This window comes from Acidaminococcus hominis (genome assembly GCF_900291475.1).
Classification (GTDB): domain Bacteria; phylum Bacillota; class Negativicutes; order Acidaminococcales; family Acidaminococcaceae; genus Acidaminococcus; species Acidaminococcus hominis.
Window position 1 is genome coordinate 38,927 of record NZ_OLMM01000001.1, and the last position, 12,895, is coordinate 51,821.

At 53.0% G+C, this 12,895-nt stretch carries 13 protein-coding genes; all 13 read left to right on the forward strand.

The genetic code is table 11. From position 1 onward, the window contains the following. Window positions 1-157 precede the first annotated feature (157 nt). The 13 genes from C7E10_RS00180 to C7E10_RS00240 all read left to right on the forward strand — a co-directional run bounded on the left by C7E10_RS00180 (window position 158) and on the right by C7E10_RS00240 (window position 12,878). Entirely contained in the window at window positions 158-1,345 is a 1,188-nt protein-coding gene (locus C7E10_RS00180; RefSeq protein WP_105325384.1) for a pyridoxal phosphate-dependent aminotransferase, read from the forward strand. A 334-nt stretch (window positions 1,346-1,679) separates the two neighbouring features. After that, complete coding sequence (gene alaS / locus C7E10_RS00185; protein WP_105325385.1) at window positions 1,680-4,307, forward strand: alanine--tRNA ligase; 2,628 nt, start codon at window positions 1,680-1,682, stop codon at window positions 4,305-4,307. Between the two features lie 13 nt (window positions 4,308-4,320). After that, window positions 4,321-4,851: a TetR-like C-terminal domain-containing protein gene (locus tag C7E10_RS00190; protein ID WP_105325386.1), complete on the forward strand. Its 531-nt coding sequence runs from the start codon at window positions 4,321-4,323 to the stop codon at window positions 4,849-4,851. A gap of 161 nt (window positions 4,852-5,012) precedes the next feature. Further along, a complete protein-coding gene (locus tag C7E10_RS00195; protein WP_105325387.1) occupies window positions 5,013-5,276 on the forward strand; it encodes an IreB family regulatory phosphoprotein in 264 nt (87 codons plus the stop codon). Further along, a complete protein-coding gene (gene ruvX, locus C7E10_RS00200) occupies window positions 5,273-5,692 on the forward strand; it encodes a Holliday junction resolvase RuvX (protein WP_105325388.1) in 420 nt (139 codons plus the stop codon). The genes C7E10_RS00195 and ruvX overlap by 4 nt, the downstream gene beginning before the upstream one ends. Before the next feature lies 1 nt (window position 5,693). Continuing rightward, window positions 5,694-6,008 (forward strand): DUF1292 domain-containing protein, encoded by a 315-nt coding sequence (locus C7E10_RS00205; protein ID WP_105325389.1) that lies wholly within the window; start codon window positions 5,694-5,696, stop codon window positions 6,006-6,008. Window positions 6,009-6,024: 16 nt separating this feature from the next. Beyond that, complete coding sequence (mltG, locus tag C7E10_RS00210; RefSeq protein WP_105325390.1) at window positions 6,025-7,041, forward strand: endolytic transglycosylase MltG; 1,017 nt, start codon at window positions 6,025-6,027, stop codon at window positions 7,039-7,041. Next, entirely contained in the window at window positions 7,038-8,270 is a 1,233-nt protein-coding gene (locus C7E10_RS00215) for a peptidase U32 family protein (RefSeq protein WP_105325391.1), read from the forward strand. Before mltG ends, C7E10_RS00215 begins: the two co-directional genes overlap by 4 nt. Window positions 8,271-8,376: 106 nt before the next feature. Next, a complete protein-coding gene (locus C7E10_RS00220) occupies window positions 8,377-9,426 on the forward strand; it encodes an aminopeptidase P family protein (protein WP_105325392.1) in 1,050 nt (349 codons plus the stop codon). A gap of 35 nt (window positions 9,427-9,461) precedes the next feature. Beyond that, window positions 9,462-10,019 (forward strand): elongation factor P, encoded by a 558-nt coding sequence (gene efp, locus C7E10_RS00225; protein ID WP_105325393.1) that lies wholly within the window; start codon window positions 9,462-9,464, stop codon window positions 10,017-10,019. Window positions 10,020-10,077: 58 nt separating this feature from the next. After that, window positions 10,078-10,686: a histidine phosphatase family protein gene (locus C7E10_RS00230; protein ID WP_105325394.1), complete on the forward strand. Its 609-nt coding sequence runs from the start codon at window positions 10,078-10,080 to the stop codon at window positions 10,684-10,686. A gap of 88 nt (window positions 10,687-10,774) precedes the next feature. Further along, window positions 10,775-11,674 (forward strand): DUF2156 domain-containing protein, encoded by a 900-nt coding sequence (locus C7E10_RS00235; RefSeq protein ID WP_231086309.1) that lies wholly within the window; start codon window positions 10,775-10,777, stop codon window positions 11,672-11,674. Window positions 11,675-11,696: 22 nt separating this feature from the next. Continuing rightward, complete coding sequence (locus C7E10_RS00240; protein ID WP_105325395.1) at window positions 11,697-12,878, forward strand: GNAT family N-acetyltransferase; 1,182 nt, start codon at window positions 11,697-11,699, stop codon at window positions 12,876-12,878. Window positions 12,879-12,895 lie beyond the last annotated feature (17 nt).

Sequence of the window (12,895 nt, forward strand, 5' to 3'; positions counted from 1 at the left end):
CAAAAAATGCATCACTATATCTAGCGGGTACAATAGGATGACACAAATTTGTTAAGTCAGGGTGGGGGAGACGTGCTATAATAGAATGTAACGTGAAATTTTTGTCTAGGTAAAGTAATCTGCTTTGGGCAGGCTTTACTTTTAAGGGGGGATTATCATGGTTTCTGAGAAAATGTATGAATTGGGTACCAAAAAATCCACGATTCGCACGATTTTTGAATATGGCCGGAAACGGGCTGCGGAAGTGGGGGAAGAAAATATCTGCGACTTCAGCTTGGGCAATCCCAATGTACCGGCTCCTGAATACATCAAGCAGGCGGTGCTGGATATTATGACGGAACTGCCGCCTCAGGCCATTCACAGCTACACGGTGGCTGCCGGCAACCCGGAAGTGCGGGAAACGCTGGCCAAGGATATCAACAGACGGTTTGGCACGGATTTTACCGGGGCTAACCTGTTTATGGTAGGCGGCGCTGCGGCTGCTATTTCCATCTGTTTCAAGGCACTGGCAGAAGACGGGGACGAGTTCATTGCGCTGGCTCCTTTCTTCCCTGAATATCGCTGCTTTGTAGAGTCCACCGGTGCCAAGCTGGTGGTAGTCCCGGCACAAACCGAGGATTTCCAAATTGACTTCGACGCTTTTGAAAAGGCGGTAACGCCTCACACCAAAGGGGTCATTGTCAATTCCCCCAATAACCCCAGCGGGGTGGTGTATTCGGAAGCGACCATCAAGAAACTGGCCCAAATTCTCGCGGCCAAGGAAAAGGAATATGGCCATCCGATTTTCATCATTGCCGATGAACCGTACCGGGAAATCGTTTATGATGACGTGGTGGTTCCGTATATTCCCAACTACTACGACAACACGTTGGTGTGCTACTCCTACAGCAAATCCTTCTCCCTGCCGGGCGAACGGATTGGGTATGTGGTAGTGCCCAATAAGGTGGCGGATTTTGGCCGGGTGTACGGCGCTATTGCCGGGGCTGGCCGGGTGATGACCCACGTGAATGCGCCTTCTCTGTGGCAGCTGGTGGTGGCCCGCTGCGCTGGGAAACCGTCCAATGTGGAACCCTACAGAAGAAACGGCGAACTGCTGTACAAGGGCCTGAAAGAGGCTGGCTTTACGGTGTTAAAGCCACAGGGTGCCTTCTATCTGTTCCCCAAATGTCTGGAAAAAGACGACTATGCTTTCTGTGAACGGGCCAAGAAGTATGATCTGCTGCTGGTACCGGGCACGGACTTTGGCTGCCCTGGGTATTTCCGGGCCAGCTACTGCATTAACTACGATACCATCAAAAAGTCCCTGCCGCTGTTTAAGAAGCTGGCGGAGGAATATAAGAAGTAATCCGTTTGTTGTGAGGGGCAATAAACTATAGGCCTGGTGCCGAGTATCCCCGAGCGGTTTGCCGTATTCTGTAGTGGTTCGCAGCTGGCTGTTTAGCTGCACGTAAAGAGCTTGATTCACAGGCTGCTAACACAGGGCTCGCATTAGCCAAGAGTCCTTTGCTAAACTGTGTACTCCTGGCTGCAGCCGCATAAAAGGGAGAGCTTCAATGGTTCTGTTCGTTGACAGTATTCTGCAAATTTAATATAATTTACGAATGCTTAGCTGACATTCTCCAGCATTGTCTATTGCGGGCAAGCTGAAAAGTATTGACGATTGGGAGAGAATAAATTTCATGAAATATTTATCTGGTAACGAAATTCGACAAAAATATCTGGACTTTTTTGCGGCCCGGGGGCATCTGGTTCTGCCCAGCGCCTCTTTGATTCCTCACGATGACCCGTCCCTGCTGCTGATTGGTGCCGGCATGGCTCCGTTTAAGCCTTTCTTTACGGGCAAGCAGAAACCGCCTTCTCCGCGGATTACCACCTGCCAAAAGTGCGTGCGTACCGGGGATATTGAAAACGTGGGTCATACGGCTCGGCACCATACGTATTTTGAAATGCTGGGCAACTTCTCCTTTGGGGACTATTTCAAGAAGGAAGTGATTCCCTGGGCTTGGGAATTTCTGACCAAGGAATTGGAACTGCCGGCTGATAAGCTGTGGGTTACCATTTATCCCAAGGATGATGAAGCGTATGATATTTGGCATAATGTAGTGGGTGTGCCCGATGAACGGATTGTCCGCCTGGAAGAAAACTTCTGGGAAATCGGCACTGGCGGCCCCTGCGGTCCTGACTCCGAAATTCATATCGACCTGGGTGCGGACCGGGGCTGCGGCAGACCGGATTGTGGTCCTGACTGCGACTGCGGCCGTTTCCTGGAACTGTGGAACCTGGTATTTACCCAGTTCAACAAGAACGAGGACGGCAGCTACACGCCGCTGCAGCATAAGAATATTGATACCGGTGCTGGTCTGGAACGGCTGGCTTCCGTATTGCAGGGCAAACCGTCCAACTTTGAGACGGACCTGATTTTCCCGATTATTGAATACGCCTGCAAGGTGTCCGGCAAGACCTACAATGCAGATCCCAAGGATGATGTTTCCCTGAAGGTCATTGCCGACCATGCCAGAAGCGTTACCTTTATGGTCAGCGATGGCATCCTGCCCTCCAACGAGGGCCGGGGCTACGTGCTGCGCCGGGTACTGCGCCGGGCCATTCGTCACGGCCGTCTACTGGGCATCACCAAGAAGTTCTTGGTAGGGGCAGCCGACCTGGTTATCGATATGTACGGTGACCACTATACGGAACTGCGGGAAAAGAAGTCCTATATTGAAAAAGTCATCGACATGGAAGAAAGCTCCTTTATGCAAACCCTGGAACAGGGCACCAATCTGCTGAACGAAAAGATTGCAGAAATGAAAGCCCAGCATTCCACCGTACTGAAGGGGACAGATGCCTTTAAGCTGTACGATACCTTTGGGTTCCCCTGGGAACTGACGGCAGAAATCCTGGAAGAACAGGGCTACACCATGGACAAGGAAGGCTTTGACGCCGCCATGGCGGAACAGAAGGAAAGAGCCCGTTCTGCCCGGAACGACAAAGCCGGCCGTCCGGTGCTGTACAACACCCGGGGCCTGGACCTGGGCAAACTGACGGTACAGGAAGACAGCAAGGACGGGGTTATCAAAGCCATTTTCCCGGCTTACGATACCAATCCTATTGAAAAGGGTGAACAGGGCGATGAACTGGCCCTGATCCTGGACAACACGGCTTTCCACGCAGAAGGGGGCGGCCAGCTGGGAGATACCGGCCGGCTGGTATCCGATGCAGGCATTTTTGATGTAACCGACACCAAGAAACTGCCGGATGGCACTACGGTGCAAATTGGTACCGTGGCCGACGGCACCCTGAAGCTGGGGGACGCTGTCCGTTTTGAAGTGAACCTGAAGAGACGGGCGGACATTGCCCGGAACCATACGGCCACCCATTTGCTCCACGCAGCCCTGAAACAGGTGCTGGGCAGCCATGTAAACCAGGCTGGCAGCTATGTGGGCCCGGACCGTCTGCGTTTTGACTTCTCCCACTTCTCTCCTGTAACGGAAGAAGAACTGCTGCAGGTGGAAGATATTGTCAACGAGAAGATTCTGGATGCCGTGGATGTGGAAATCACGGAACAGGAATTGAAGAAAGCCAAGGAAATGGGTGCTATGGCCCTGTTTGGCGAAAAGTATGGCGACATTGTCCGGGTAGTCAATGTACCGGGCTACAGCATGGAACTGTGCGGCGGCGTACACGTTTCCAATACGGCCCATATCGGCCTGTTCAAGATTCTGTCCGAATCCAGCGTGGGTGCTGGGGTACGGAGAATCGAAGCTGTTACCGGCCGGGGCGCTTTGGCCTACACCCGGGAAATGGAAGAATTAATCGGTGATGCTTCTGCTGTTGTGAAGGCTAGACCCAATACCCTGGTCAGCCGGATTGAAGCCCTTCAGGATGAACTGAAGGCAGAGAAGCACAAGGGCGAAGAGCTGGAACGGAAGATGGTGGCTGCGGCTGCTGAAAACGTAACGGCTTCTGCCAAGGACGTAAAGGGTGTGCCGGTGCTGGTACAGGAAGTTAAGACCCAGGACGTGGACAGCCTGCGTCAAATGGGGGATACCCTCCGGGATAAGGTTGGCGGCGTTGTGGTCCTGGCTGCTCCGGTAGCGGCCGACAAGGTCAACGTGCTGGTTATGGCTACCAAGGATGCCGTGAAGAAGGGCGTCCATGCTGGCAAAATCGCCAAAGGGGTTGCCCAGGTTATGGGCGGCAACGGCGGCGGCCGTCCGGATATGGCCCAAGCCGGCGGCAAGGATGCTTCCAAAGTACAGGAAGCACTGGACAAGGCCTGGGGACTGGTTGAAGAACTGATTCACTAAGAAGGTGCTGGATATGGATTCAAAAGTCAAATTGGGTAATGCCATTCATGATCTTTTGGAAGAAAAGGAATTGGACAAGATTACCCGGGAGGAAATCCTCCAAAAAGCTGGTGTAAGCGAAGCGGAGTTCGAAAAGTATTTCCACTCCAACGTTGAATTGGCCCACTGGGAATATCTTCACATCCTGTCCCTGCACGGGAAGGAAATCCTGGGTGCCAGCTGCTGGTCCGAAGCTTTGTACCGGAAATTTTTGGTGTATGATCTGCATTTGAAGTTTCTCCAGAATTTGTATAAAAGCAAGGATGTGGAAGCCATCCGGGTCACCAATCGGCGCTTTGTGCGGGATGCTTACAACATGATGCTGCGCAAGGCCGGGGCAGATCTGGATAATCCCCATATCCAATTCGCCGTGGAAATGGTGGTTGTCGGCGGCGAGGAAATTACCATGCGGTGGGTTATGGAAGGCATGAAGGTGCCTATCGAAGTCATGCTGGTATTGTTCCAGGAATCCATTCCACTTTGTATCAGTCAATATTTCTATTAAGAACGGGGAGTTTTGCCCCCGCAGGTGCAGGAAGCAGCGGGCGGCCGGGGAGAATTTGTACCAGCTGCCGCTGCCTGCGGGTAAGACGGAGTGTTGCTTTTTGGTGACACTCCCGTTTTGCTACCTGCATGCTGCACGCAAAACCTGAGGAGGGATTAACAATGTCTCAAACAACGCAAGAAACTACTATGTTTAAACCGGTTCCGGAGTCCAAGTCCGTGGCGGAAACCATTCTGGAGGTGGCGGCTGCCTTAAAGGAAAAGGGCTACAATCCCATTGACCAGCTGGCCGGCTACCTGCTCAGCGGGGATCCTGCCTATGTGACCAGCTACAAGGATGCCCGGCTGAAGATTCGCCGGTTTGAACGGTATGAATTGATTGAAGCCCTGCTCCAGGCCTATTTGCAGGAACAAACCGGCAAATGAGGATCATGGGGCTGGACCTGGGAACAAAAACCATTGGCGTAGCAGTCAGTGATGAAACGGGCTTCATTGCCCGGGGGATTGAAACCATCCACCGACGGAGCCTGGAAAAAGATTTAGAACGTCTGGCCGAGCTGGTACAGGCGGAAGACGTGGGGGCGTTTGTACTGGGCTACCCCAAAAATATGAACGGTACAGTAGGAGAGCGGGCCAAAGCCAGCGAAGCTTTTGCCGAGATACTGAAAGAACGGTTTCCCAGCCTTCCCGTAACCTTATGGGATGAGCGCCTTTCTACAGTGGCAGCTGAAAAAGTATTGATTCAGGCTGATCTCCAGAGAAAAAAACGCAAGAAAATCATTGATATGATGGCCGCGGTAGTGATACTGCAAAATTATCTGGATAGCCAAAGGAGGCTGTAACATGGAAGACAAGCGGGATTTAATCGACATGGAAGACCAGGAACCCATTGTTGTCATTACCGATGAGGAAGGCAACGAAACCTATTACCTTGAGGAAATGGTGATTCCGGTAAACAACAAGAACTTTGCCATTCTGACCCAGATTCCTGAAGACGAAAACAGCGAGGACGAGGAAGAAGCGGAAGACAACTGCATCATCGCCCGCATTGAATTTGACGAAAACGGCGATCCGACCTACCTGGATCCCACCGATGAAGAGTTCGACCTGGTGGCGGAAGCCTATAACCAGATGATGGACGACCTGGAAAAAGAATAAAAAGGAACTGATCCGGATGTTTAAGAAATTTGTGCCGATTGTGGCGGCGCTTCTATTGGCTTCCCTTTTTGGCGTGTATTGGTATTTCAACTATTTCAACAATAACGCCGCCTTGGCTACGGGGCAGAAGGTGCAGTTTACCGTAACCCAGGGAATGACCACTTCGGAAATCGCCACCATGCTCCATAAGCTGCGGCTGATCAATACCCCGGAATCTTTCCGCCTGGCGGCCAAGTTCCGTGGACTGGACAGTCACTTGCAGGCCGGCAACTACGAAGTGGTGGCTGGGATGTCGGATAAGGAAATCATTGAGATCCTGTCCAAAGGGAAAGTCCGCTACAACAAATTCACCGTTCCGGAAGCAACCACCATCAACCAGATTGCCGCCAAACTCCAGGAAGAGCATCTGGGCAGTGCAGACGCCTTTAAGGCCGCTGCCAAGAATTACACCCCCTATGAATATATGGAGACCAACAACCCCGATGTAGTCTACAAGGCGGAGGGCTTTGTATGTCCGTCCACCTACTACCTGCCGGAAAACGCCAGCGAAAAGGATATCCTCACCATGATGGTCCGGGAATTCAACAAGGAGCTGACGCCGGAAGTACGGGAAGACATCAAAAACAGCAAGATGCCGCTGCGGAGCATTGTGAACCTGGCGGCCATGGTGGAGGAGGAAGCCACCTTCAAGGAAGAGATGCCCCTGATTGCCGGGGTATTCCTGAAGCGCCTCCAGATGGGGATGCCCATCCAGTCCGACACCACCATCCAATATATTCTGGGGTCCCAAAAGAAGGAAATCACCTTTGAGGACCTGAAAATCGAATCCCCTTATAACACCTATCTTCATAAGGGACTGCCGCCGGGACCCATTGCCAATCCCAGCCTGGAAGCCATTGAGGCGGTGCTCCATCCGGTGAAGACCGATTATCTGTACTTTGTGGCGGATAAGCAGGGTCACCATCATTTCACTCGGACTTATGAGGAACATTTGGAAATGATCAAGAAGATTAATGGAGAAGCAGCACAGTGAGTAAACCAGAATTATTGGCTCCTGCCGGGAGCCTGGAAAAAGGAAAAATAGCATTGCTCTACGGGGCAGATGCCATCTATCTGGGCGGTAAAGCCTTTGGCCTGCGAGCATTCGCGGCCAATTTTTCTTTGGAGGAAATCCGGGAAATGACGGCCTTCGCCCACAAGCTGGGGCGGAAGGTGTACGTCACCGTGAACATCGTGCCCCACGATGAGGACCTGCCGGGGCTGCCCCAGTACCTGAAGGACCTGGAGGACGCCCAGGTGGACGGCCTTCTGATTTCCGACCTGGGGGTCTGGGCCATTGCCCGGAAAACCGTGGACCAAAGCAAGGTGGAGCTCCACGTCAGCACCCAGGCCAACGTCACCAACTCTGCCGCCGCCAAGGCCTGGGAAGACCTGGGGGCGGATCGGGTGGTTCTGGCCCGGGAATTGTCCATTCCGGAAATTGCCCAAATCCACCAGAACGTCAAGGCGGACCTGGAAGTGTTTGTGCACGGCGCCATGTGCATTTCCCATTCCGGCCGCTGCCTGTTGAGCAACTACTTTACCGGCCGGGACAGCAACCGGGGGGCCTGTGCCCAGGTGTGCCGCTGGGAATTCAGCCTGGTGGAAAAGAACCGGCCGGGACAGGCTTTTGACATTGCGGAAGATGAGCGGGGTACCTACATTATGAATTCCAAGGACCTGTGCCTCATTGACCACCTGCCGGAGCTTATGGCGGCCGGGGTCCGGAGCCTGAAGATTGAAGGCCGGATGAAGAGCATCCACTACGTGGCCTCGGTGGTCAGCGTCTACCGGAAGGCCATTGACGCCTGCTACGCAGACCCGGAGCATTATCAGGTGCAGGAAGCCTGGCGGCAGGAACTGGAGAAAATGTCCCACCGGCCCTACACCACGGGCTTTGCCCTGGGGCAGCCGGGACCGGAGGACCAGGTATACAGCACGTCTTCCTATGAACAGACTGCAGATTTTGTGGGCCTCATTCAGGGCTATGACCCGGAAACGGGCCGGGTGACTATTGAACAGCGGAACCATGTGAAGGAAGGAGAGCGTTTGGAAATCCTGAATCCGGACGGGGAAATCTTTGCCTGGACGGTAACGGAAATGCAAAACGACCAGGGAGAACCCATTACGGCAGCTCCCCACGCCCAGATGATTTACACTGCCAAAGGGGATTCCCGGATGGAACCCTGGTCCCTGGTTCGGCGGCTCAAGGAAAAAAACTAAGAACTCTCGGAGAAATACTTGATTTTACCGGGCTTTTAAGAGTAAAATAGATTGGTCAGACTTGTCTATAACAACTACAACTATCTTTTGACAGGGAGACGATAGAATGAGCGCACTGGAAAAATTACGTTCCTTTCTGGAACAGCAGCAGGTAACGGGCATTTTTATCAAGGGAGATTCCTCCATCCGGTACTTTACCGGCTTTACCGGCGGTGAAAGCCTTCTCTATGTGGACGGTAAGCGTCAGGTACTGATTACGGATTCCCGCTATACGCTGCAAGCCAGCCAGCAGGCTCCGGAATGTGAAATTATGGAGCACAAGCATGGCTTCTGGCCGGAAGCGGCCAAGCTGGTACAGAAGGGCTGCCTGGCCCTGGACGGGGATTACTTCTCCTACACCCAGCAGCAGGAGCTGGCCAAGGCACTGCCGGAGGTCACCTGGAAAAGTGTGAACCTGGTAGGCCTGCGTGCCGTAAAAACTCCGGAAGAACTGAAAATCATCCGTAAGGCCATTGCCATTTCCGATGAAGCCTTTATGCAGCTTTTGCCCCATATCAAAGTGGGTCGGGCCGAATGTGACCTGGCTGCAGAGCTGGAATACAACATGCGGAAACTGGGGGCTGCAAAAACTTCTTTTGACACCATTGTGGCTTCAGGCAAACGGAGCGCACTGCCCCATGGGGTAGCGTCCAGCAAGCTGGTGGAAACAGGAGATTTTGTCACCTTCGACTTTGGCTGCATCTATGAGGGCTACTGCTCCGATATCACCCGCACGGTGGTCATGGGCAAGGCAGCTCCCTGGCAAAAGGAAATCTATAACATCGTCCTGGAAGCCCAGCTCCTGGGTGAAAAGGTGCTGCGGCCCGGTCTTACCGGTGCCAGCGTTGACCAGACGGTGCGGGACTACATTACGGAAAAGGGCTATGGGCAGTATTTTGGCCACGGCCTGGGCCATGGTGTAGGCCTGGATATCCACGAGAAACCGGTACTGAACAAGTCCAATTTGGAACCGCTGCCGGTGAATGCCATCGTTACCGATGAGCCGGGCATCTACCTGCCGGATAAAGGCGGCGTACGCATTGAGGATACCGTACTGGTAACCGAGAACGGCTGTGAACCTCTCACTTCCGTTCGCAAAGATCTGTTAGAACTTTAAAATACTATAAACGAAAATTTTTGGAGGTTGTACTTATGATTTCTACTAACGATTTTAAAACTGGCGTAACTGTTGAAATTGACGGCGATGCATGGCAGGTCGTTGAATTCCAGCATGTAAAACCGGGTAAAGGCGCTGCTTTCGTACGGGCTAAAATGCGCAACCTGTGCACCGGCGCTGTGGTTGAGCGGACCTTCAACGCTGCTGAACGTCTGCAAAACGCCGTGGTTGAACGGAAAGAAATGCAATACCTGTACCAAGCTGATGAGAACTACGTTTTCATGGACAACGAAACCTACGAACAGCTGGAACTGAACAAGGATCAGCTGGGCAATGCCTTGAACTTCCTGAAAGAAAATATGGATGTTAAGGTTATTACTTTCAAGGATCGCGTCCTGGGCGTTGAACTGCCCAACACCGTAGAACTGACCGTAGTAGAAACCGAACCGGGCATCAAAGGCGATACCGCTACTGGCGGCAGCAAGAACGCCAAAATGGATACCGGCTATGTGGTTAAGGTTCCCCTGTTCATCAATGAAGGCGATGTGCTGAGAATTGATACCCGCAGCGGTGAATACATTGAAAGAGCATAAAAATCAGAAAACGAGCCTGCGACTTGGGCTCATTTTTTTTACCATTTGAGGAATTCCTATGAAAACGATTTATTTGGTGCGTCATGGCGAAACCGAAGCCAACCGGCAGGGGGTGCTCCAGGGCTGGAACAACAATCCTTTGGACGCCGCCGGCCACAAGCAGGCAGAAGGCCTGGTGCTCCGGGCTTCCCGGGTGCCGTTGGAAACCATCTACGTTTCGGATCTCATCCGCACCCAGGAAACGGCGGCCCCTTTGGCCAGGGCTAGGGGAATGGAGCCGGTAATCCTGCCGGGACTACGGGAAATTTCCTTTGGCCGGTGGGAAGGGCTTACCTTCAGCCAGCTGCGCCGGGAGGAACCGGAACTTTTGGAATGCATCTTTATCACGCCCACCAAGGCCGATGTGGAGGCACCGGAAACCCTGGAGGCTTCCCAGGAGCGGGGCTGGGCGGCACTAACACAGATTACCCGGGACCTGGAGGAAGACAAGAACTGTCTGGTGGTCTGCCACGGGGCGCTGATTCGTCTGCTCCTGTGCCGGATTCTCAGTATGCCCATTGATGCCATGTGGCGGCTGTCCCTGGACAACACGGCGTCCTGCAAAGTGGTCTACACCCAGGAGTTTGGCTACCGGGTAGAAACCATGAATGCTTTAGGCTTTTTATAAGGGAATATTCGTATCTAAAATGCTTGGGTTTGCCCTTTGCCCCTTTACGGCATTTTTGCTATAATATCTTTATCTGTACAAATATAAGTTGGGAGAGATTTCTATTTTAGAATTTAAGCATATAAATATAGAGGATAAACCGATATTCGATGATTATTTTTCGGAAGAGGATTACCATGCTTCCGAATGCTGTTTCGGTTCCATCTTCATCTGGCGGGGGTGCTACGATACGTACTGGGCCATTTCCCATGGCTGCCTGCTGCTGAAGGTAACGGTAAACGGCAATACATTCATGCTGCCGCCTTTTGGCGGGGTCAGTGAAGATCTGCCCAAGGTACTGGATGCTCTGAAGGAATACTTCGGCGGCCCCTTTGAAATCCACGGGGTTTACGAACATACCCTGGAACGGTTCCAAAAGTACCTGCCAGAACTGACGGGCTTTGTGGAAGACCGGGATAACTGGGATTATGTGTATCTCCAGGAAAAACTGGCTACCCTGTCCGGCCGGAAATACCATCAAAAGAAGAACCATTACAACGCCTTTGTGAAGGAACATCCGGATTATGTCTATGAGACCATTACGGAAGCCAACAAGGACGAATGCATTGCTTTTGGCAAGGCCTGGTGCGCGGAGCGGGAGAAAACCGACCCGTCCATTGCCTGTGAATCCTGTGCCATTGAAGAAGGCCTGAACAACATGGAAAGACTGAACATTCGGGGCGGGCTGATCCGTCTGGATGGGCAGGTCAAAGCTTTCTCCTTTGGGGAAAAAGGCGGCCAGGATACGGCTGTCATCCATGTGGAAAAGGCGGACGCCGATATCCGGGGCCTGTTTACGGCCATCAACAAGGAATTTGTGGATCATGAATGGAAAGACGTGACCTACATCAACCGGGAAGAGGATATGGGCAAGGAAGGCCTGCGCAAGGCCAAAGAATCCTATAAACCGGAATTTATGGTGAAAAAGTACTCTACCAAAGTGCTGTAATCGTTGTAAAAGAGGGGCAATTATGGACTTTCGCTTGCTGAATCAGGAGACTCTGCCCCAGGCGGCGTCTCTTTGGGATTTTTGCTTTGAAAAGAAGGGAACACCTTTCTATGAATGGTACTTTTCCCAGTACTGTTTGAAGCAGAACCGGATTTTGGGCGGCTTTGACCAGGACAAACTGGTTACCATGCTCCACCTGAATCCCTACGAACTGCTGGTCCGGGACCGGGCCTGGAAGGTGCCCTACATTGTAGGGGTGGCTACAGAACCGGCCTTTCGGGGCAATCATGTGATGGGCCAGCTGATGGACACGGCCTTTACCATGCTCCGGGCCCTGAAGGTGCCCTTTGTAATCCTGATGCCCATTTACGCCGGCATCTACCAGCCCTATGGGTTCCAATACACCCATCTGCGCAAGGAATACAAGTTGCCGCTAGCAGGGCTTGAACCTGCCCGGACCTTGCTTCCCAGCTTTACGGCGGAGCGGGTGGACACCCTGGGGGCGGAACCGCTCCTGGCACCGGTGTATGCCAAGACTATGGAAAGCTACCACGGCTACGTGCTGCGGTCGTCCCAGAACTGGCAGAACTTCCTTATTACGGCGGCCCAGGAAAACGTGGAAACGGTGGTGGTCCGGGAAAACGGCACGCCCCGGGGCTACGCCCTGTACAGCCGGGAAGGGACCACGGTGAAGGTACTGGAGGCCCTGGCCATCGACCCGCCGGCCAAGCTGCGGCTTCTGCAGTATTTTAAGGGTCTTGCCGGAACGTACCAGGAGCTGGAGTATCTGGCGCCCGGTGACGACCTGACCTATCTGACGCTGCCGGACCAGAGCCTGGCCCCCAAGCTGGCACCCTTTATGATGGGGCGGGTGATTGATGCTGCCGCCATCCTGAAAAAGCTAAGCGTTCCCAAGGAACTGGAAGGCCGGGAGTTCATCCTGGGCCTGAAGGACGAACAGATTGCTCTCAATACCTTGCTGGTCAAGGTGCAGCTTACGCCCCAGGGGGTGCAGCTGCTGAATACGGTGGAGGAGCCCAACGTGCTGATGGACGTGGGAACCTTTACCCAGCTGTTCTTTGGTACCTATTCTGTCCAAACCCTGCTCCAGGCAGGTATGCTTTTTGCTGCTGATGCTTCCGCTGAGGATACACTAGCCAAATTATTCCCACAGCAGAACAATTTCATAAACGAGTACTTTTAAGGGAGACTGGAGACTGT